23 protein-coding genes are annotated in these 21,038 nt (G+C 50.2%); 12 read left to right on the forward strand and 11 right to left on the reverse strand.

The features are described 5' to 3' along the window. Nucleotides 1-2: 2 nt before the first annotated feature. The gene (locus ACQ5ES_RS11065) at nt 3-1,022 is read left to right on the forward strand and encodes an alpha/beta fold hydrolase (protein ID WP_445016813.1); all 1,020 of its coding nucleotides are present in this window, start codon (nt 3-5) and stop codon (nt 1,020-1,022) included. Here ACQ5ES_RS11065 and fieF read toward each other — a convergent pair. The 3 genes from fieF to ACQ5ES_RS11080 are packed head-to-tail and all read right to left on the reverse strand — an operon-like array spanning nt 958 to nt 3,851. Then, nucleotides 958-1,884 carry a cation efflux pump FieF gene (gene fieF / locus ACQ5ES_RS11070; RefSeq protein WP_445016815.1) on the reverse strand — a complete coding sequence of 309 codons (927 nt, stop codon included), beginning with the start codon at nt 1,882-1,884 and terminating at the stop codon, nt 958-960. The two genes, ACQ5ES_RS11065 and fieF, sit on opposite strands and share 65 nt — an antisense overlap. Further along, nucleotides 1,885-2,349: a tRNA (cytidine(34)-2'-O)-methyltransferase gene (locus ACQ5ES_RS11075; RefSeq protein WP_445016817.1), complete on the reverse strand. Its 465-nt coding sequence runs from the start codon at nt 2,347-2,349 to the stop codon at nt 1,885-1,887. 29 nt (nt 2,350-2,378) lie between these two features. Continuing rightward, entirely contained in the window at nt 2,379-3,851 is a 1,473-nt protein-coding gene (locus ACQ5ES_RS11080) for a transporter substrate-binding domain-containing protein (RefSeq protein WP_445016819.1), read from the reverse strand. Nucleotides 3,852-3,955: 104 nt separating this feature from the next. Here ACQ5ES_RS11080 and ACQ5ES_RS11085 point away from each other — a divergent pair, with 104 nt between their 5' ends. After that, a complete protein-coding gene (locus tag ACQ5ES_RS11085) occupies nt 3,956-5,653 on the forward strand; it encodes a type 1 glutamine amidotransferase family protein (protein ID WP_445016821.1) in 1,698 nt (565 codons plus the stop codon). A gap of 22 nt (nt 5,654-5,675) precedes the next feature. Here the strand turns inward: ACQ5ES_RS11085 and pyrE are convergent, their stop codons facing one another. The 4 genes from pyrE to ACQ5ES_RS11105 form a co-directional block, all read right to left on the reverse strand. Beyond that, entirely contained in the window at nt 5,676-6,320 is a 645-nt protein-coding gene (pyrE, locus tag ACQ5ES_RS11090; RefSeq protein ID WP_445016823.1) for an orotate phosphoribosyltransferase, read from the reverse strand. A gap of 132 nt (nt 6,321-6,452) precedes the next feature. Next, nucleotides 6,453-7,166, reverse strand: a complete 714-nt coding sequence (rph, locus tag ACQ5ES_RS11095; protein WP_445016825.1) for a ribonuclease PH — start codon at nt 7,164-7,166, stop codon at nt 6,453-6,455. A 54-nt stretch (nt 7,167-7,220) separates the two neighbouring features. Then, complete coding sequence (locus tag ACQ5ES_RS11100) at nt 7,221-7,568, reverse strand: HVO_A0114 family putative DNA-binding protein (protein ID WP_445016827.1); 348 nt, start codon at nt 7,566-7,568, stop codon at nt 7,221-7,223. Beyond that, nucleotides 7,568-7,918, reverse strand: a complete 351-nt coding sequence (locus ACQ5ES_RS11105) for a toxin-antitoxin system TumE family protein (RefSeq protein ID WP_445016829.1) — start codon at nt 7,916-7,918, stop codon at nt 7,568-7,570. Before ACQ5ES_RS11105 ends, ACQ5ES_RS11100 begins: the two co-directional genes overlap by 1 nt. A 171-nt stretch (nt 7,919-8,089) precedes the next feature. Between ACQ5ES_RS11105 and ACQ5ES_RS11110 the strand changes: the two genes are divergently transcribed. Then, complete coding sequence (locus tag ACQ5ES_RS11110) at nt 8,090-8,953, forward strand: YicC/YloC family endoribonuclease (protein WP_445016831.1); 864 nt, start codon at nt 8,090-8,092, stop codon at nt 8,951-8,953. A gap of 140 nt (nt 8,954-9,093) precedes the next feature. Next, complete coding sequence (locus ACQ5ES_RS11115; RefSeq protein WP_445016833.1) at nt 9,094-9,390, forward strand: hypothetical protein; 297 nt, start codon at nt 9,094-9,096, stop codon at nt 9,388-9,390. Nucleotides 9,391-9,393: 3 nt separating this feature from the next. Here the strand turns inward: ACQ5ES_RS11115 and ACQ5ES_RS11120 are convergent, their stop codons facing one another. From ACQ5ES_RS11120 to ACQ5ES_RS11130, 3 genes are read right to left on the reverse strand one after another with little or no spacing between them, the layout of a single operon-like run. Next, nucleotides 9,394-9,522, reverse strand: a complete 129-nt coding sequence (locus ACQ5ES_RS11120; RefSeq protein WP_445016835.1) for a hypothetical protein — start codon at nt 9,520-9,522, stop codon at nt 9,394-9,396. Next, a complete protein-coding gene (locus ACQ5ES_RS11125; protein WP_445016837.1) occupies nt 9,515-10,765 on the reverse strand; it encodes a type II toxin-antitoxin system HipA family toxin in 1,251 nt (416 codons plus the stop codon). The genes ACQ5ES_RS11120 and ACQ5ES_RS11125 overlap by 8 nt, the downstream gene beginning before the upstream one ends. After that, the gene (locus ACQ5ES_RS11130) at nt 10,762-11,067 is read right to left on the reverse strand and encodes a transcriptional regulator (protein ID WP_445016839.1); all 306 of its coding nucleotides are present in this window, start codon (nt 11,065-11,067) and stop codon (nt 10,762-10,764) included. Before ACQ5ES_RS11130 ends, ACQ5ES_RS11125 begins: the two co-directional genes overlap by 4 nt. A 449-nt stretch (nt 11,068-11,516) precedes the next feature. Between ACQ5ES_RS11130 and ACQ5ES_RS11135 the strand changes: the two genes are divergently transcribed. The 4 genes from ACQ5ES_RS11135 (at nt 11,517) to ACQ5ES_RS11150 (ending at nt 15,708) form a co-directional block, all read left to right on the forward strand. Further along, nucleotides 11,517-12,659 carry a cytochrome P450 gene (locus tag ACQ5ES_RS11135; RefSeq protein ID WP_445016841.1) on the forward strand — a complete coding sequence of 381 codons (1,143 nt, stop codon included), beginning with the start codon at nt 11,517-11,519 and terminating at the stop codon, nt 12,657-12,659. Between the two features lie 236 nt (nt 12,660-12,895). Then, nucleotides 12,896-13,999 (forward strand): protein adenylyltransferase Fic, encoded by a 1,104-nt coding sequence (fic, locus tag ACQ5ES_RS11140; RefSeq protein ID WP_445016843.1) that lies wholly within the window; start codon nt 12,896-12,898, stop codon nt 13,997-13,999. Between the two features lie 88 nt (nt 14,000-14,087). After that, the gene (locus ACQ5ES_RS11145; protein ID WP_445016845.1) at nt 14,088-14,666 is read left to right on the forward strand and encodes an SOS response-associated peptidase; all 579 of its coding nucleotides are present in this window, start codon (nt 14,088-14,090) and stop codon (nt 14,664-14,666) included. Nucleotides 14,667-14,802: 136 nt separating this feature from the next. After that, on the forward strand, nt 14,803-15,708 hold the full coding sequence (locus tag ACQ5ES_RS11150; protein ID WP_445016847.1) for a hypothetical protein: 906 nt from the start codon (nt 14,803-14,805) through the stop codon (nt 15,706-15,708). A gap of 103 nt (nt 15,709-15,811) precedes the next feature. On the opposite strand, the gene ACQ5ES_RS11155 is transcribed toward ACQ5ES_RS11150, so the two are convergent. Continuing rightward, nucleotides 15,812-16,657 carry a putative RNA methyltransferase gene (locus tag ACQ5ES_RS11155; protein ID WP_445016849.1) on the reverse strand — a complete coding sequence of 282 codons (846 nt, stop codon included), beginning with the start codon at nt 16,655-16,657 and terminating at the stop codon, nt 15,812-15,814. Here ACQ5ES_RS11155 and ACQ5ES_RS11160 point away from each other — a divergent pair. The 4 genes from ACQ5ES_RS11160 (at nt 16,642) to ACQ5ES_RS11175 (ending at nt 20,964) form a co-directional block, all read left to right on the forward strand. Then, entirely contained in the window at nt 16,642-17,295 is a 654-nt protein-coding gene (locus tag ACQ5ES_RS11160) for a Fic family protein (protein ID WP_445016851.1), read from the forward strand. The genes ACQ5ES_RS11155 and ACQ5ES_RS11160 overlap by 16 nt on opposite strands. A gap of 133 nt (nt 17,296-17,428) precedes the next feature. Beyond that, nucleotides 17,429-19,297 carry a DUF885 domain-containing protein gene (locus ACQ5ES_RS11165; protein WP_445016853.1) on the forward strand — a complete coding sequence of 623 codons (1,869 nt, stop codon included), beginning with the start codon at nt 17,429-17,431 and terminating at the stop codon, nt 19,295-19,297. A gap of 169 nt (nt 19,298-19,466) precedes the next feature. Then, nucleotides 19,467-19,757 (forward strand): helix-turn-helix domain-containing protein, encoded by a 291-nt coding sequence (locus ACQ5ES_RS11170; RefSeq protein ID WP_445016855.1) that lies wholly within the window; start codon nt 19,467-19,469, stop codon nt 19,755-19,757. Continuing rightward, nucleotides 19,747-20,964, forward strand: a complete 1,218-nt coding sequence (locus ACQ5ES_RS11175) for a type II toxin-antitoxin system HipA family toxin (RefSeq protein ID WP_445016857.1) — start codon at nt 19,747-19,749, stop codon at nt 20,962-20,964. The genes ACQ5ES_RS11170 and ACQ5ES_RS11175 overlap by 11 nt, the downstream gene beginning before the upstream one ends. Nucleotides 20,965-21,038: the final 74 nt, after the last annotated feature.

Raw genomic sequence — 21,038 nt, forward strand, 5'->3', positions numbered from 1 at the left:
CAGTGCACGACGATAACAAACCTGCATGGCAAGCGTTCTACCAAGACACGGTGATGCCGTATTGGCATGAATACGCCGAGCGCTTTTATATGCAGCGGCCGCACGAAATAAATCTGTGCTATTACCTGATACGTCCGCCAAACGCGAAAGCTTTAGTGTTGATCAGCCCTGGCCGTATTGAAGGTGCCATCAAATATCCGGAACTGGTGTGGGAACTGGGTCAACAGGGCTATGCAGTGGCAATTATCGATCACCGGGGGCAGGGATTTTCTGATCGTTTAACGCCCAATCCTCATAATGGTCATGTGCATGAGTTTGACGATTTTGTTGATGATTTCGCGGGCTTCGTGCGTGAAGCTGAAAAGCATATGAATGAACATTACGGCGTCGAGCTGCCCGTACACCTGGTTGCCCATTCCATGGGCGGAGCTATCGCAGCGCTTTATTTGGCTCGTTACCCGCATAACGTCAAATCGGCGGTGTTGTCATCGCCAATGTTTGGTATTCAAACGGGTTGGATCCCGCACTGGTTGGCGGTAGCGGTAACGCGCGCCGGGGCGGCACTAAATCAGCTCCTTAGCCCGCAAACAGCTTGGTACTTTCCGGGCACTGGTGACTATGTCGAAACACCTTTCAAGGACAATGAACTGTCACATAGCCTGGCGCGTTACCAGACCTTTCGCGAGCATTATCAGGAGCACCCTGAAGCGCAGTTGGGTGGGCCAACCTTCCGCTGGATAGCTGAAGCCTTAAGTGCTGCCCGACAGGCGATTGCCGAAGCTGGCGACATTCATATTCCAGTGCTGGTGGTGCAAGCCGGCGGCGATACGGTGGTGGATGGGCGAGCGCAGCAAGAATTTGTCTGTGCCTTATCGCACCCACATAGCCAGGTAATGGTTGTAGCAGGCGCCAAACATGAGATTTTTATTGAGAGTGATACCTACCGCGAACCCGTGGTTACTCGGTTGTTGACTTGGTTCCAGGGTGAGCAGGCACTGCAGACAGCGGATCCATATGAATAATCACATCGGTTTCCGGAAATAATTCCCGCAGTTTTTGCTCGGCGCCGTCGGCAATATCGTGCGCCGCGCGCAGCGATAGATGGTCGTCAAGTTCAACATGACACTGAATGAAGCGCATCTGCCCTGAAGCGCGGGTACGCAGATCATGCCAACCATGAATGCCTTTTGTGGCTTTAAGCACTGCGACGATCTTCTCTTTATCGGGCTCTGGCAGCTCGCGGTCCATTAATCCCTGGAACGCTTCCCAGCCAATTTTGATGGCACCGTATGCCAGGTAGATCGCAATCAAAATCGCAAATACGCTATCTGCCCAGTACCAGCCATAAGCACTTAACCCGAGCGCGACAATAACCGCGCTGTTAAGCAGTAAGTCCGACTGAAAATGTAGGTGATCGGCGGCAATGGCTTTGGACTGCGTGTGCTTTATCGCTAAGCGCTGCAACAACACCAAGGCCAGCGTCAGCGCGATAGCAAAAATCGATACGTAGATACCTAGCGCCGGTTTGGCCACGGTGCCGCCCTGATACCATTGCTGCGCGCTGTGCACCAGCAGCAACATGGCGGAACCCGTTATCAGTGCAGATTGTACCAGCGCCGCTAAAGATTCTGCTTTTCCGTGACCAAAGCGATGTTCATAGTCTGCAGGTTGCAGCGCATAACGTACCGAGAAAAAGGTAAATAGCGAGGCCAGCGTATCGAGCATGGAGTCGGTGGCTGAGGCCAACATGCTCGACGCATCGGTGCTGATCCAAGCCCACAGTTTAACCACGATCAACGTCAGCGCGACACTTACCGAAGCGCGGGTGGCGAGTTTTACCCAGAAGGCATAGTCGCGAACAGGCTTAGGTTTTTCTTCGGTCACTTAACTGCCTCCGGTAAAGTCGTGTTGCCGCCAGGCCTCATAGCTGATGATGGCAACGGCATTGGCCAGATTAAGCGAGCGGTTATTGGGCATCATCGGAATACGAATCCGATGTTCACTATCGAACTGGGCCATAACTGCATCGGGTAAACCACTGGTTTCTGAACCAAAAAGTAGTACCGACTCGTTTGGGTAGGTGGCTGCAGTGTAGTTGCGACTACCCTTGGTAGTGCAGGCAAATAGTGGCCGCTCGCCCATGGCCGCTTTAAACGCGGCGAAATTCGGGTAACGCTTTATATTGCTGAGATCATGATAGTCCAGCCCAGCCCGGCGTAGTTTTTTCTCTTCAAAATCAAAGCCTAGTGGCTCAATTAGATGTAACTGGCAACCGTTGTTGGCCGTAAGCCGAATAATATTACCGGTATTGGCCGGCATGACCGGAGTATGCAAAGCAATATGGAACATGAAAGGTTGTCCTTGTTATCTTACGCTGATCACCAGGCAGTGCCCCGAATCCCGGCCGGTATGGTGGTGTTGGCACTACGCGCAAAGCTCAAATGCAAGTAGGCCCGCTGAATCATTTCATCAGTGTAGATGTCTTTTATGATGCCAGTTTCCACCATTTCGCGAAACTTAATGTCGAACCAGTCGCGCAAACGATAGCCGTGTGGCGTCTTTTGAAACGCCACATGAATCGGCAACGCGTCACGTAATTTTATCATGGTATAAGGTGAGTTGGTCCAGTCAGGGACATTCTCCGGATAGCTCACCACCGCACCCACACGGCCCATATCGAGCATGGCGAAGCAGTCCAGATGACTATCGGCGGAATAGTAGGTGAGGTCAGCAGAGAGCAGTTGTTCGTATTCGTAGCCCGCGACATGACAAATCGGACGTTGCATGGTACCGGCTTGCACTGCTTGTATATCTTGTTCGGAAGCTGCGAACAGATAAAGTGGACTGTCAAAGTCGATGTGGTTGCGTGACACGATTGTGTTATCTGGGGTTTGTTGACCTAATGCGCCAACCAAAGCGTCAAAGCGATTGTCATCTAGTCCACGGTAGGCACGACTAAAGGTGTTGGCGTGCAAGTCGATATCTGTGGCGACGGGGGCAAAAATCCGCCCCATGACATCCCAATAGGCGCCGGAACCGTCAGCGTTGGTGTACTCCGGCCATAAACCTGCTGACAAGCGAATGCTGCCGAAGTTAGGAGGATTTTCAAAACCAAGGGTAGTGCGAATATGTGCACTATTTTCGTTGATGATTTCGAGCACCCGCCCACTGCTAAGCATATCGGTGAGAATCGTCTCAAGTTTGGGTACCAGAAAGGCGTATTTCCGGTGTAAAAAGTGATAGCCGGTATTGCGCTTGTAGGGCACGAAAATGGTGTACTCATCGACTGCTTGTAACTGCTCCGCCTCAAAATCATTTACCAAAATAGCATCGACGCGGTCATTGGTATAAAGCAATTCAAGTTGGGTAAAGTTAACAGCTTTAATTCTCGGCATATCAATTGCGCCTTCCTCGAGTACCTCTTCAACGGACTGCGTACCACCAATATAAGCGAAACTCTCAATAGTAGAAAAACCACACAAACCGCACTCGCGCCGGTCGGCAACCATGACCACTTCGGAGTCAAATAGCGGAAAATCAACCCGCACTAAATTGGTGTATTCGTCGTGTAAACGCTCGACACGACCCATTTCTCCGGCGATGCGACCTTTGTTGGCCTCGGTTAAACTGCGATTGCGTGGCATATCTTCAAAGCGTAAGTTTATGCCTAACTTACCGTAAGCTTCGGTAAAAAGTTGCACCACAAAATTAGCAATAGGCGAGGGTTCTGCTGCGCGGAACACCAGCTCTTCTGGCAGCTGTTGTTCCTCGTCTTGCGCCCAGCCAGAGGTACTGAACAGCATGCAGGTAACAACCAGAACTACGGCGGTGATGGTGCGAAAATAATGCAACTTAAAGGCCTCTATGAGGGTCTATTGAATTACGCGGAAGTATAGCACCTCGGTCGCTTAAGAAAAGCTGTTACAATAAACGCAAGTCAGTTAGGAGTAAGTACATGCGTAAGTCTATTTTAATCACATGCCTGGCAATTGTTGCAGGGGTGAGTGCAAGTTTAAATTCAGTAACCGCGTCGGCCGCTGCTGCGGATGGCGCGTCAACTAAAAGTGATTTTTTCCCGTTTATCGCCATAGGGCAGCCCCTTGAGGTTTGTTCCAGTATGGCGTGGCAGCGCTGCGGCGATACCGACTGGATCGACCGCGACGCGATGCGTTCAGATCGCTACGTAAACCTCAGCGACAGCTACGTGGAGCCGCTACTGGAGGATAAAAACTGGTCAGCGATGCGCCGTAATGTGCGCGATGATCTGCGTGAAGCTCTGGATCTGCTGCATGACCGCATGAAGCAGGACGTTATTTCCGAGCGGGTCTTTTTAGCAGAGTTTACCCGTCGTGCCACTCGTTATATGTACGACCAATTGTCGGAAGGCGAGTGGAATATGATGATCGATTATCTGGAAATGCGGGTACCCGATGACGTGAGCTATGGTGTGAACCTGGAGCTGACCAAAAATAAAGTACAGCCTGAACTATTGCGTCACGTCGTAACGCAGGCAGCTAAAGTTGCCGACGACGAGACCCCGCATGTGTTGGTGCTGACTGCCGGTCAGCGCGACAGCCTGGATAAAGTGAATTATTACCTGCAAAGTTTCGCCGCTGCTGGCGCTGATGCCTCATGGTTGCCGCTAGATGTAGCGGTAATGGCGGCGCGTGAAGCAGATGCCTGCGCCGAGCTGGATAAGTTTCGTGAAAGCGAAATGGATGCCTACCGGCGCGGCAAGGTGCATGCCGATTTACATGTGCGGCAACTGGCATTTTGTGAAGCTGGCGATGCTTTAGCACCGCTGCGTACCGCCGATGCGATTTTTATCGCTGACGGCTCAGCGGATTTATTACGGCCGTTATTCGTAACCCAATTGAACGAACCTAATGCGTTTGCCGTTGCTATCGCCGAGCGTGTTGCGGAAGAACAGTTGGTGGTAGCGGCTGCTGGTATGGCAGTAAACGTACTGACGAGTAAAGCCATGTTGTCGGGCGGTACCAGCCGCGAAGCGTTAAAAGATGGTGCACACTCAGCACGGGCCCCAGGTTACGGCTGTCATAAAGACGACACCTGCCCGCGCGCCTTGAATGAAAATAGTGCAACCTACCATCCGCTCGGTGGCGCTGGTTTATTCCGTTGGGCAACCCTTGATACCCAAGTGGGCGAACAAGGGCGTCACGGCCGTTTGTTACGTGTTGCGGCGACCAATCGCGTGCCTTTGGCAGTTGGCATTGATGCGGCAACAGCGCTGATGGTCAATTTGAAGTCGGGCGACTTTAAAGTTGTTGGCGAACGTGGGGTGTTCTTTGCCCTCGGCGCGCAGCAAAACGAACGTGCGGTAGCGGCAAGCTTCCATTACATGATGGCAGGTTCAAGCGGTACTTTTGCCGGTGACGAGATCACCAATGTGAGTCTGGCGGACACGGCCAAGGTGGTACAAGAAAATCCGACCACGAACTTCCTTGATGGCCGTGGCATGTACGATGCCTTGCGCTTGTTGTGTAACGATCGCAACAGCATCGAAGTGAAGCAAGAGCAGTTTGCGTTAACGCTGGTTGGCGGTGACGGGGTGACCACGAAAAAAGCCGGTGCTGAATGTCAGGTTGTGAATGCGCGGGTTGGCTTGCAATACGTGCCGTCGGAAGCGTTTTAAATTGAGTTGGCGAAGTACGGCGTCAGCTGACGCCGTACTGTGCTCGATACGTTGTAACAGCCTCGAGGTGCTCAGCCAGCTCGGGGCTTTTTTCTAAGTAGCTGATAACATCGTTAAGTTTGACGATGCTGACCACTTTGGTATTAAAGTCCTGCTCAACTTCCTGAATGGCACTGAGCTCGCTCTGACCTTTTTCCTGGCGGTCGAGCGCAATCAAGACTCCCGCTAACTCGGCATTGTTGGCCTTGACGATTTCCATAGATTCGCGAATGGCCGTGCCTGCGGTGATCACATCGTCGACCAACATGATCTTGCCTTTAAGCGGTGAGCCCACTAAGTTGCCGCCTTCGCCGTGATCTTTCTTTTCTTTGCGATTGAAGCAGTAAGGCACGTCTTTTTGATAGGTGTCGTACAACGCAATGGCTGCGGCCGTGGCAATGGGAATGCCTTTGTAAGCCGGGCCGAAGAGCACGTCGTAGTCAACATCGCTGTCTTGCAACGCTGCCGCGTAGAAACGCCCCAGGCGCGCCAAGTCTGCGCCCTTGTTGAATAAACCGGCATTAAAGAAGTAAGGGCTGGTACGCCCGGACTTCAGCGTGAATTCACCGAATTTTAAAACGCCACGTTCAATGGCGAAGGCAATGAAATCTTTTTGGTATTTTTTCATGGTTACCTCGTACCCGTACCCGTAGCCCGTACTTCTAGTACGGGTCAGACTATCCGCAAAGGCGATGTCATTTTATTGCGTATTTTCGCGTCATCTGCTGACTAACCCCGTAGTAGAACTACGGGCTACAAATTAAGCTAAAGCTTGTTTTTGTAGTTCCATGAGTTCGCGGATGGCATGGCGCGCGAGCTCGAGCATTTCGTTCATCTCATCGAACGAGAAAGGTTCGCCTTCGGCGGTGCCTTGCACTTCGATCAGCTTACCAGCTTCGGTCATGACCACGTTCATGTCGGTCTCGGCTTTGGAATCTTCCGGATAGTCCAAATCAGCAACGGCGTGACCGTTGTAAATACCGACGGAAATTGCCGCGACCAAACCTTTCAGCGGATTGGTTTTGACCATGCCTTGTTTGCGCATCCAGTTCAGTGCATCGACCAGCGCCACACAAGCACCAGTGATCGATGCGGTGCGCGTACCGCCATCAGCCTGCAACACATCGCAGTCGATGGTGATGCTGTTCTCACCCAGCGCAGCCAGGTCAACACACGAGCGCAGCGAACGGCCAATTAAGCGTTGAATCTCAACAGTACGACCGCCCTGCTTACCACGCGCAGCTTCGCGATCCATACGGGTATGGGTCGAGCGCGGCAACATACCGTATTCCGCCGTCACCCAGCCCTGGCCTTTACCTTTAAGGAACCGCGGCACACCTTTCACCACGCTGGCGGTGCACAACACCTTGGTGTCGCCGAACTCAATCAGCACCGAGCCTTCGGCGTGGCAGGTGTAGTTGCGGGTAATGGTCACCGGACGAATTTGCTGGGCAGTACGACCACTTGGACGCATGGGCTGGCTCCTTTAACTGGAAATAAGCTTTAAGTAATTTGGGCGGCGATTATATCAGATGTGGATTTGAAATTCTGTTGCTACTGCTATTGGCCTTACAGACTTCTCATGCTTTTCCATTTTCACCAAGCCGTAATGCGACATCGTTTTTAACGAGCGCGAGAGATTGCTGGGTGCGCGGCCTGAGAGTGTAGCTAGCTCTTTCAATGATTGAGGTTCTTTTTCAGCGATCATTTTTAGCAATTCGCGATTTTGATCAGACAAAACCTCGGCAAGCGACCGAATTGAGGGAAACCACACTCGTGGTTCATCTTTTGTTGGCTTAATTTCACCCTTTGCAATAGCAATGAGACGTGCACGAATTTCAAGCTGTGGTTTAACACCAATATGTAGAATTGACATTAATGCATCTCCTTCATGAACGCATCAGCTAAATCGAAGAAGTCCTCGAGTAGCTTGCCGGCGTTGATAAAATTATAGGGAATGATATTTCCATTCGCCGTATGTATGTGATCGCTGTACTCGGGTGCTTTCCCGAACGCAGTTGCTTTCTTTATTGGGTGCGCGTTATCCATTCCGAGTACGCGCTTCCCCTGCATGTCGTGGAGCGTAAGCGAGTACTTAATTCCATGAGGAACGCGATCATTTGAACTGACAGCCCGTGCTTCAATAAGAATCCAGTAACCAAGTTCCTGATAGATAACTTCACCGTCTAAGTCCAACAACGTTTCAAGAGTATAATCCACATCCATGCGAATATCACCTGATGATAATTATTTATAAGTGATCCATTCAATCACTTTTGCTGAGAAACAACGAACGTCAAACTTTATAGGTCTTTTGCTAATGTTGTTGCGAGCTAAATTTTGCCTTGCGCCAAACAATGCTAAACTAGCGTCAATTCAAGTTAAGAGAGCATCATTATGATCCAAAGCATGACCGGATACGCGCGCCACGAACTGAAAGCCGAATGGGGTACAGCGACGTGGGAACTGCGTTCAGTGAATCAACGTTTTTTAGAAACCTATTTCCGTTTGCCTGAGCAGTTTCGTTCGATGGAGAACATGCTGCGCGAGAAACTGCGCAAGCAACTGCAGCGCGGCAAAGTGGAGTGCAACCTGCGCCTCAACATCGAACAGAAAGTTGAAGGCGGCTTGCAACTGAACGAAGAGTTAGCGAAAAGCGTGATCTCCAGTGCCAATTGGATCTCCAACCAAAGCTCGTCGTCTTACCTGAACCCGCTCGACGTGTTGCGCTGGCCAGGCGTGGTCGCCCAAAGCGAAGACGATATGGATGCGATTCAGGCGGACGTGAAAAGCGCGTTTGATACCGCTGTTGCTGAATTTATCGATAACCGTGCAAGCGAAGGTAAGGCGCTGGAGCAGCTGATCGAAGAGCGTTTAGAAGGCGTAGCCGAGCAAGCTGCGTTCGTACGCAAGCGCATGCCAGAAGTACTCGAATGGCAACGTGAACGTTTACTCACCCGGCTGGAGGATGCCAAGGTTGAACTGGACCCACAGCGCCTGGAAAGCGAAATGGTGATGCTGGCGCAAAAAACCGACGTTGCCGAAGAACTCGATCGCCTCGATACCCACGTCGTCGAAACCCGCAAAATCCTGCGCAAAGGCGGAGCCTGCGGCCGCCGCCTCGACTTCATGATGCAAGAATTCAACCGCGAAGCGAACACCCTCGGCTCCAAGTCCATCAACACCGACATCACCACCGCCGCCGTCGAACTGAAGGTGCTGATTGAGCAGATGCGGGAGCAGATCCAGAACATCGAATAATACTTGGCGCCCGCGCACACTGGCAAATACGTACACACGTAGCCCGTAGTTCTACTACGGGTCCAGCCCGCCGTTCTCGCCTCAGTTCTCAAATTGTAATCGCCCGAAAATCGGAATTACTAACCCTAGGAGCCACACCGATGCGCAAAACCGACAAAAAGCTAGAGCGTGATATCGTCCGCGAGCTGACCGCTGTCTGCGAAGCGGCGAAACCTACCTGCAGCGGTTTTGAATGGCTCACTCACACCGTCGACTATGCGAAGTTCCCTGAAAGTTTGCGGGTGACGTTGGTGTTTAATGAAACGGTGAACGGAAAAACCATGCTGGCTGAATTCAAAGCGCTGATTCCTAAAGTGCAGTTTGCGCTTGAGCCGATCGTCGGCGGCGAGTTACCCGCGGCGCAAATCGAGGCCCGCCGCGAACACAGCATCAATTAATAATTAGTCTGGTGTTGGCAGTGATCCATCAATGCGCGGGCGGAGAAGATTTTTGCGGGTATAAGTGATGGCTTGCTCTTCAACGACTTCGCCAGCGGTTGGCCCCAGAGCTTCTTCAAGCTCATTAAACATTAAACGCAGACTCTTTCATGGCTTGCTCTGCTCGGCTGATCCCTAATCGCTTAGCAACGGCTTGCCATTGCATAACCGCATTCAGCACTTCGTCGTAAATTTGAGTGGCATGGGTTTGAGAAAGCCGAAAGAAGTCCTTTACTTCAAAGGCTAAGTCGTAGTCTAAGGCGTTATCATTATCCGTAATATTCAGGTGTAGGCCATGCTTACCAACGATGGGGTTTAAATCATAAGCAGGTGATAATTTCCAGCCATTCTTAGTCAGTAAAAAACCATGGTTACGCAGGTGGTCATCCGTATTAGACACCGCAATATTAAAGACAATACGACGCCATAATTGTGCTAAGTCAACTTCTGTTTGCGCGCCCTGTATGGAAAGAAACTCCGCAATCTCTAAGTAGCTGGCACCTTGAGATTGTTCACCATCATAGTAGTGCAGCTGGGTCATGGCCGATGAGAAATGTAGCCGCTGCTCTCCTTGGCGGTCAAAGCGTTTTGTTAAAAAGGTATGGTGCTGTGATGAAAACTGCCTGATCTCACTTGGAAACATGTCAACACCCGCCAGCAAAGCCAACTCATAACAGACCATCTCCCACGCACCCACATCGTGGGTGTCGTTTAAATTGGGAAACTTAGCTATCCATAAATGATTTTGTTCATCAGTCACACAAGCCTTAGGCCGCGCCCCGCCTAATGATGAACCAGGCGCAATAAGCATTTTTAACCAGCGATAGTACTCATCACTGCCAATGTTATCGTCTTTTTCAATCTGCATGGCGGCGTACTCTAACTCACGTAACGAAGCCATTGGCGGTGCAGAAAACTCAGCATTGTCATCCAAAAAAGCATCCGATCCAGCTCGCTTAAATCGGATCCCTCCCATTCGGTACGAATCATGTACGCCTAGCAAATAATCCAATTCGCTTAATCGACTCGTTGCTCGAATGCCCTTTCGCGCTTCAATAGCCGCACGGCGTTGCATCAAAATACGGCCCCACCTATCGGGGGATGAATCTAAAAATGCACGGAAGTTTTTATCAGCTTCGTCGTTGTAAAGCTCACCTGAGTGAAGTGTCAACATTGGGTCTATTTGCAAGCGATACGCTGAGGTTAGAAATGCTTTATTGTACGCAAAACTAAACACGCCGCCTCGGCTTGAGTCACTGTAAGCAAGTTGCCCCACTAGCAGTGGTTCTTCAATTGGATGCCAGTCGGCATAGACTTCGACGATTTCACGGCTCATTTCGAACCTTCCAGCAATTTCATGTTTTGCAGCTTGATACCTACTTCGTCGTGAGCGGCCATTTCTGCAAAGTTTCTCTCCATTCCAAGCACAGCCATGATCTTCAAGTAAGTGCCTATGGCAACCCCCGGATCTCCTGCGAAAACTTTGTTCACGGTTTTATGATCAAAGCCCGTTCGCTCACACACTAGTTTCTTAGTAAAACCACGTCGCTTCATAGCTAACAATAAGTCCTCACCGAAATGGGCAAGGATTTTTCGCTGCTTCGGAAACAGTACATTGTGTAAATCACGCTTAGACATAACACCAACTATAGGGACTATGTTCCCACTATTGAATAATTAATAGGAATATAGTCCAACCTGTCTAATTAATCAACTAACATGAAGAATAAAGTGGGGCTGTATTCCCATTTTTATGGGAGAAATAGGATTAATATCCTACATGCAGATATTTTAAGCACGATGGGGTAGGTTTCTTACACTAGGCATAAAATGCCAGAAACCGCTAGAACACGCTTTTATACGCATAAGAGTGTAAAAGCGCGAATAGAGTGCTTGCCTGAGTATTTCAAAACCTCATCACCAAGCGTATGAGTCTCAGCGCACAGACCAAGGCCATTTCAGTTACTAGAATGAATCTTACCAATGCTAGTTGCGTTGGTAAGATTTCAGAATTCGTAGCTGCCCCCAATGAGTTCTGGTTTATTCCGTTTGCTTCAATCAAGCTTCGCTACAGTGAGAACCATCTAATGAAAGACGAACCGCTGAATGATTGGGATCCACTTGAACAAGTGAATCAACGAGATCAACGACAATTATACGATGAGATGCGGGAGCGCTGTCCGGTAGCTCACAGCAAACTTATGGGTTGGTCGTTGTTTCGTCATGAGGACATAGTTGCGGTCCTCGCAGACCCGCAGACCTATAGCAACGTATCGGAGTTCCTGGCTATTCCGAACGGAATGGACCCTCCAGTTCACGGCCAATACCGGGAAGCCCTAGATGGCAACTTCAAAAATGAACAGATGAGCAGGTTAGAGCCGCAGGCGCGCAAAATTGCTGTCGATCTGCTTGAATCGGTGCGCACCGGAGATAAGGTTGAAATGATCTCCGCTTTCGTTAACCCTTTTAGCTTGAAGGCGCTGTGTGCGTTACTTGGTTGGCCCGAAAAGCAGTGGGTGTATCTTGATAGCTGGGTACAAGACAGCTTGAAAGCAGCCTTTGAGCAAGACCCGGTTGCGGGCAAGAATCTGGCAGATGAATTTTCCGACCACGTTAAGACCAATCTGAAAGCGCGACGTGGATCACGCTGCGAGCAAGGCGATGCTACAAGCATTCTGTTGAAGACTGCAGTGGACGGCGTACAACTTGATGACGATCAAATAGTGAGTGTACTGCGCAACTGGACGGCTGGGCACGGGACCGTTGCTGGCAGTTTGGGCATTGTTTTTATGCACCTTGCTGAGGACACCGAACTGCAACATCAGTTACGACGCGATCCGACACTAATCCCTTGCGCAATAGAAGAAATTCTCAGGGTGGACGGCCCGCTCGTCGCTAATCCCCGTGTTACGACGAAGGACGTTAAGCTCCAAGGGCTGTCTATACCCAAGGGTGAGCATTTAACGCTGATGTGGATTGCCGGTGATCGTGACCCCGCTGCATTTGCTCAGGCAGATGAGTTAAACATTAAGCGAAATAATGCTGAATCTCTAGTTTGGGGACAAGGTATTCATGTCTGTCAGGGAGCTCCTTTGGCCAGGCTTGAGATCCGGGTGGCGGTAGAGCAAATGCTGTTGAAGACAAAAGGTTTTGCGTTGGCCGATGAAGTTCCGTGCCGAGCCGTTTACCCGAGCAATGGCCTTACTTCACTTCATTTGCGGTTCAGTTAAGTATCCCCGAACGCTGAGAACGCGCACACGTAGCCCGCACTTCTAGTGCGGGTCCAGCCCACATCCAACGCCGATCCCAGCTACGGGATCCGGTGCAATTACACAATGAGCCGCTATCTCCTATTTATATGTCGATAAAAGTATAAAATATCGACACGTGACCTTGTCATGTCGATTTGAACGACATAAACTGCATCTATACAGACTTTATGTCGATACTTCACGGAAATATAAACATGAACTGGAAAGCTGAACAGCCCTTCAATCAATTACCGTTGTTGCCACCTGATCACGGTGTTCTGGAGACAAGGTCTGTACTAAAAGCTTGTATTTCGGCTAGGGCCGCGGTGGCTGAGCTAAAAACAGCCGGTGAGCTGATACCTAACCAAGACATGCTGATCAACTTGCTACCCTTACTTGAAGCAAAAGATAGTTCTGAGATTGAAAACATAGTCACCACGACAGATCAGCTTTTTCAGTATGCTCAGGAAGATAACGGTGCAGATCATGCGACGAAGGAAGCATTGCGTTATCGAACTGCTCTATATCAAGGCTTTATGCAACTAGACAAAAAGCCGCTTTGCACTGCTACAGCGATTGAAATTTGCAGTACGCTTAAGAACACCGAAATGGATATCCGCAAGGTTGCTGGTACCATTATCGGTAATCAGACGACGGGTGAGGTTATTTACACCCCACCAGCAGGTGAGGACGTCATTCGTAATCTTCTATCTAACTGGGAACGCTTTCTACATGACGCAGATGGGCTTGATCCGCTCATTAAAATGGCGGTGAGTCACTACCAGTTTGAAGCAATCCATCCGTTTTATGATGGTAATGGGCGAACCGGCCGTATCCTGAACGTTTTGTATCTTATTGAGCAAAACTTGTTAACATTGCCAATACTGTACTTGAGCCGATTTATCGTTCATAACAAGCAGGATTACTATCGTCTACTGAATAAGGTTACCCGCGAGCAACAGTGGGAAGAGTGGCTAGTATTCATGTTGGAAGGCGTCGAACAAACTGCAAAATGGACTTGCGAGAAAATTGCAGCCATAAAAGCGCTGATGGCAACCACAACAGAGTATATTCGGGAACAACTCCCCAAAATATACAGCTATGAACTTGTTCAAGTTATTTTCGAGCAGCCCTATTGTCGGATAAGCAATCTGGTTGAACGCGATATTGCCAAACGACAAACCGCTTCAATCTATTTAAAGCAGTTGGTTGATATTGGTGTTTTACAAGAAGAGGTTGTAGGGAAGGAAAAGCTCTTTGTACATCCACGCTTAATGGCGTTGATGACCCAGGATAGTAATACGGTTCGTGATTTCTAGTAGCTGGGAACCCATCTGTTTTCTATAAGAATCTCGCGACCAAATGCCGAAGTTTAATCAATAAGAAGATCTGACTGTCGAGTAAACCATGTGCGGAAGGCTAGACATAAACGACCACCAGCTGACGCGCTTTGTCAGCGAGCAGCTGGGGCTTGATTTCCATACCAGAACCAACCGTGATCTGCGGCCGACGCAGCAGGTAGAGATTGTGGCGTATGAGCAAGAGCTGCAACAGCTCAGCTCAACCTGGGGCATTCAGCCGCAGTGGGCGAAGCGGCCCTTAATTAATGCGAAGACGGAAACCGTTGCCTCCAAGCCGACCTTCAAAGCGGCCTTTAAGCTACATCGCTGCGTCGTTCCCTGCAGTGGCTGGTACGAATGGAAAGCCGAAGCGGGACAGTCGAAGAAAACCAAGTACCTCTTTACTCATCCCGATGAGCAACCCTTTTACATGACCGGTCTTTATTTCCCGATGACTGATGGCGAGAACCGCCTGGTGACCTTAACCACAGCGCCAACGCCGCAGTGCCTTGAGTATCACCATCGCATGCCGTTGTTAGTGCGTCCGAATGAGGTGAAGTTCTGGCTTACCAGCAAAGCCGAGGAGCTCGACCCGCTTTTGCAGGCGCCGGAGGATATCCCGCTGAGGGTCCACAAGGCGTCGTGAGGTCTCAGATCCTACCAGAATAGTATTTTAGCGAGAGCCCGGGTTAGAGGTGAGGAGTATGAGCATCGGCATATTGTCTAATTTTTAGACAGTGACTATAAGTTACTCCTACCCCCCAGATAAAAGGTTGCTCAAAATGAATACTAAAAAAACATTACTGCTAATTGCTGGAGGACTATTCAGCTTATCCCTTAATGCACAGGAACTATCAGGCGAATTCATTGGTGATATTTACACTGCTGATGGAACTATAGGTGCTTCGTCGGCAACGTCGGTTACGGTGAATTTTACTTATGATACCTCGATACCCTTGAGTGGCTCATCAGCAACTGGTTTTACCTATAATGGAAATCTGATTCGCGTGACCTATGAGTTTCGTGACGCACAGGGAAATCCAGTCAACTTTGGACTGCCTTCGCCCTACGAACTGACTCCACTAGCGCAACCGGGCAATTTGTCTGGATCATTTGAAACGGATAATCAAACCTATTCTTACAACACGTTAGGCTACTCGTTGAACAATGAGAGTTATCTTGCGTACTTTAATATTCAGGATAACGTGCGTACCACGATCTTTTCTCAATTGACTGCGTTCCCTCGGTTTCAGGAAATTCTCAACGAACCAGATGCTTATGAAAGTCTTCTGATCATTGACAATGGCGCCGGATTTAATGAGTCGTGGGTGTATGTTGGTGTTCACACGCTGCGCTACTTTATTCAGGATGCGGACGGCGATGGCGTTGCAGATACGCTCGACACCTGTCCTGCTTCACTGCTAGACCCGAATACGATGTTTGGTGCTATTGATTCGGGTGTGCAGAATTATGTCGATGCCAACGGCTGCTCCATTATGGACCACTATGCTAAGTGCGAGGCTGAAGAAGCCGCCGCGCCGACTTCGCCATGGGGCTGGTTCCAGCCGGTGTACAGCGGACCTTCGCACTGCGAGAAGCAAGTCGCCTACAACTTAGTGAGTGATGGTGTGATTGATTACTCTGAAGCACGCATGCTTCGTAATGCGCTGTATCTATCGCATCAATAAATGGGGCCGTTTCGCGGCACTTTAAAAAGGTTAAGAAAGGGAGCTATGGCAACAGAGCTCCCTTTTTCTTGCGCACCGGCAAATGGCATCTGCGACTGATTTGTCAGCGAGCAGTAAACTCCCGCAACCAGACATCGACTGTCACGGTCAGTTCAGTTAATGCCTCAGCGCGGGCACGACCGTCGCTGCTGGCGCGGTACAAATGCGGGGTCATGGTCAGTAGTTGGCGGATGGCCTCGTTTGTCGGCAGATGAACGGAGAATGTAATTCGCTGTTCCGACACCAGCTCCCAGGCGTCCGTCGACACAGGTAGCTGGTACGGTTTGGCTTTCACCTCGGAATAAATAACCTGCTTGAGTTCGCTTAGATGATCCGCCGCGGGGTCCACCATCACCAATCGCCCGCCTGGCTTCAGTACGCGCTGAAACTCGCCGCTGACCGGAAAGCCAAACACGCATAAAAGCGCACCAATGCTCTTAGCTGCGATAGGGATCTGGCTATTCGAGGCCACCATCCAAGTGGCGCGCTTGTCTTGTTTCGCTGCGGCAAGCACCGCCCACTTGGAGATATCGAGCGCGGCAACTTCAAGATCACAATCTGAGCCCTCAGCTGCATCCAGCAGATGCCGTAAGTAATAGCCTTCGCCACAACCGGCATCCAACACGGCGCTTGGGTTACCCCGTAACACCGTGGCCGCAAGTTCCTCGGCCAACGGCTGATAAAATCCGCCAGCGAGAAAATCCGCCCGTGCCTGCACCATAGCTTTACTGTCACCCGGATCTTTCGAACGTTTGTTCTGCACCGGCAGCAGGTTCACGTAACCTTGCTTCGCGACATCAAAGCTGTGCCCGCTGGTGCAGCGCCAGGTTTTATCCGCAAGCGTCAATGGCTCCCCATCGAGTGGGCAGCACAGGTGCATGAAAGGGCGTATCAATGAATTCGTTATCATGCGCCTATTGTATGGCAGTTTGCCTGAAAGGTCAGGCGCTAACTCGTGCGGTTAAGCGGCGCGGAGTTGGGGAAGCACGAGTTACCTTAGTCTCACTACGCAAAAATTGCGCTGTGAGCCAAAAGCATCTAATATTCAAATCATATTATGAGCCGAATATTGTCAGTATTCGGCTCATTGAGCCACTTGTGTCGGGTCCGCTGACACGCCCCAAAGTTCATTTTGAAGCTCCACCGCGCAAACGCATCGATAAAGAACTCAAAACATTTATCGCATGGTTCAATCGGTCACAGCAAGATCAGGCACTCGACCCGCTGCTCCGGGCTGCATTGACGCATGTGTGGTTTGTGACAATTCATCCATTTGAAGATGGGAATGGACGCATCACGCGAGCGCTCACCGACCGTGCACTGACGCAGGCAGACCAGCAGGGTATTCGGTTATTCGCTATGTCTGAGGCGATTCTCGCGCACCGTGCGGAGTACTATAAGAGATTAGAAGCAACTCACTATCAACGTGTGACATCAGTGAGTAAGGCTACGGCGACCCGGCATTTGACGGAGTTGCTGGAGCAGCAAATGCTCGAAAAATTGCCGGGCGGCGGGCGTAGCACGCGCTATCGACTTACTCGGCCCTAACTTAAACGCAACCGGCCTTAAGATGCGGTCACTTGCCCCTCCGATTGGCCCTTCGGTCTCCCGCGCGTTGACATCTTGCGTCACAAGGGTTATCAAGGCTAGATAACTCTAGATAACGACAGGAAAGAGAACTATGTTTGAATATAAACGCATTGCGCTAGCGGTCTCGCTAGTACTCATGACGAGCGCATGCTCAGAAGCCCCGAAAGGCGACGCCACTACTGCCGCTGAAACCACGCAAACTGCAGCTGCTGAAACAAGCACTCAGCAAGAAACACAGCAGACAGAATCGGAAAAAGCCAATCAGCTGTTTGAAGACATTTTCATGCAAAGTGTTATGCGCAGCCCGATGTTTCAGTCGTATCTTGGCATTAAAGAAGACCAGGACAAGTGGGACGATATCTCTGAAGAACGCGCGCAGGAAGATTTAGCCCTGCAAAAAGAGAATCTCGCCAAGGTCATGGCCATTGACGAAGCTAAACTCAATGAACAGACCCGCATCAGCTGGATGCTGATGAAGCAGCAGCTTGAACATGACATCGAAGATTTCAAATGGCGCCATCATAACTACCCTGTGAATCAGATGTTTGGCATGCACTCAAGCGTTGCGTCGTTGCTTATCAACCAGCACGGCATCGAGGAAGTGGACGATGCAGAAGACTACATCGCCCGTCTGAACGGTTTAACAGGTTTGTTTGATCAGTTAGCAGAAAATCTGCGGGTGCGCGCTGAAAAAGGCATTATTGCACCGAAATTTGTTTATCCGTATGTGATCAGCGACAGCAAGAACATCATTACCGGTGCGCCTTTCGATGACGGCGAAGCCAGTGCATTGTGGGCAGATTTCACCAAAAAAGTGGCTGAGCTTGATATCGATGAGAGCCAGTACAACGAGCTGATGAGCGCAGCCGAGCAGGCTATGCTGCAATCAGTCAAGCCAGCTTTTGAAAATCTGATCTCCGTGGTTGAAGACCTTGAAGAGCAAGCAACCACCAAAGACGGTGCCTGGAAACTGCCTGATGGTGAAGCCTTCTACAATAACGCACTGAAGCGCACCACCACCACTGACTTAACTGCTGATGAGATCCACGAGATAGGCCTGAGCGAAGTCGCGCGGATCCACGACGAAATGCGCGTGATCATGGAAAAAGTGGGCTACGAAGGTACCCTGCAAGAGTTCTTCGTGTACATGCGTAACAACGAAGACTTCATCTACCCGTCAACGCCAGAAGGTCGTAAGCGCTACATGGATGAAGCGACCGCTTTCATCGACAGCATGCGCGGTCGTCTCGACGAACTGTTCCTGACCAAGCCTGAAGCCGACATGATCGTCAAAGCGGTCGAACCTTTCCGCGAGAAATCTGCCGGTAAAGCCTTCTATCAGCAGCCGTCAATGGATGGCACCCGTCCAGGGATTTACTACGCGAACCTGTATGACATGGCGGCCATGCCGACCTACCAGATGGAAGCGCTGGCTTACCACGAAGGTATTCCAGGTCACCACATGCAGATCGCCATTCAGCAAGAGCTGGAAGGTATCCCATCGTTCCGTAAATTCGGCCGTTATACCGCCTACTCTGAAGGTTGGGGCCTGTACACCGAGTTTCTGCCAAAAGAATACGGTTTTTATGAAGACCCGTACTCAGACTTCGGTCGCTTAGCGATGGAGCTATGGCGTGCAGTACGTCTGGTGGTCGACACCGGTATCCATGACAAGAAATGGACCCGTGAAGAAGGTATCGATTTCTACGTGACGAACACGCCAAACGCGAAATCCGATGCTGTGAAAATGGTTGAGCGTCACATTGTCATGCCAAGCCAGGCAACAGCCTACAAAATTGGTATGAACAAGATCATTGAGCTGCGTGAGAAAGCCAAATCCGAGCTCGGCGATAAGTTCGATATTCGTGAGTTCCACGATGTCGTACTCCGCAATGGTCCGGTACCGCTGAATATTCTTGAGCAGTTCGTTAACGATTACATCGCTGAAAAGCAAAGCTAATCGCCTGAACTGAACGGAAAATAGAAGCCGCACAGCGTTTCACAACCTGTGCGGCTTTTTTGTAGCTTGATGAAACTGACACCTATCAGATATGCAAAATATGGCGAATTAATTGCTAATACGCCATAAATTACTATAATAAAATGAAATACCACCAGAGTAACGCAACATGAAAGCTGTCGATGAACTTCATCAATTACTGGGTGAGTTAATTAAACGCCATCGCGCCCAGCGCATGGACCAGCGTGAACTTGCGATGCGCATTGGCTGTAGTCAACGTACCTTGACTCGTATTGAGCAAGGTCAGCCCGTCAATTCAGAAACCATATTTACCGCATTAGCTGTACTGGGTCAGTTGCACGACTTTGTCAAACTTGCCGACGAAAAAGTCAGGGCCGCTGGCCATTTACCCGAACGCAAGAGCAGTGTGGGAAAACAAGGGTTAGACAATGATTTCTAGCGCCTACGTGTTCATTGAGGGGCTGGACGAGGAACCCGTCATTTGCGGCCGTTTCGAGCTCGATCCCTTTACCGATACAGGACGTTTTGTTTATGGTCGCTCGTACTTAGCGCGGGCGGATGCATTTGCGCTTGATCCGTTGCACTTACCACTTACCGAGGTCGAGCATGTCTGTACGTTGCAACGTGGCATCTTCGGCGTACTTAGTGATGCGGGTGCCGATACCTGGGGTCGGAAGTTGATTCTGCAGTTACACAAGAGCCAGCCGCGAAATGAGCTGGAGTTTTTGATCGTGGGCGCTGCCATGGGTGTTGGCGCTTTAAGCTTCAGCCTTTCAAGAGAAAAAACTAAAGCAAAGCGCTCACCCAATTCTATGGCGGACCTAGGCTTATTGTTGCAAGGTAAAAACGCGATTATCGCGGATGAAAACATTTCCGAGGAGGTCAAACAAGCCTTTATTTTTGGTTCATCAATGGGCGGTGCACGACCGAAAACACTATTAACCCATGATGGTCAAGAATACCTCGTAAAATTCAACAAACCTGACGATCTCTACAATGTTGCCCGTGTTGAGCACGCAACTATGCGCATGCTGGCAGAGCTCGATGGCGTTCGCGTAGCAGACACAACAGTTATCACTAGTGAGAACGGTGAGGACGTACTCATGGTGAAACGCTTCGACCGTGAACAGCAGCAAGTAAGCCATCATTTTGTAAGCGCAAATAGCTTGTTATCTGAGGGCGCGGTCAACCAGCGTAGCCTAACCACATGGTACAGCTACGGGCAGCTGGCTGAACTGTTACGCCAGCACAGTGCCGTAGCGAGCGACGCGACGGAGCTGTTTCAACGCATGGTGTTTAACGTACTGATTGGTAATACGGATGATCATGCGCGCAACCATGCCTGGCTTTATCCGCTGCGAACTAAACGTGAGGAAGGATTATGGCACCTTGCGCCCGCTTACGATGTCTTGCCCACTAGTGCAACGCGACAACATGCGCTCGGTATTGGCGAGCAGGGACGCGAGGGTTCCGTTTCAAACCTGCTTTCGCAAGTAAGTCGCTTCGGATTGCAAGATTTCAAAGGTCGCCGGCTGCTCGCGCAGGTGCAAGAGCTTGTGATGGAATGGCCGACTTACATGGCGCGTGAGGGCGTTGCCGAGGGCGATATCGAAAAATTGAAAAGAATCATTCCAAAAGCGCATTAACGGTATTGCGAACTATTCGCATTTGCATTAAGATCGCCGGCATTATTTATTTAGAACAATGCCGAAGAGGATCT

It is taken from the genome of Pseudidiomarina xizangensis, assembly GCF_052541995.1.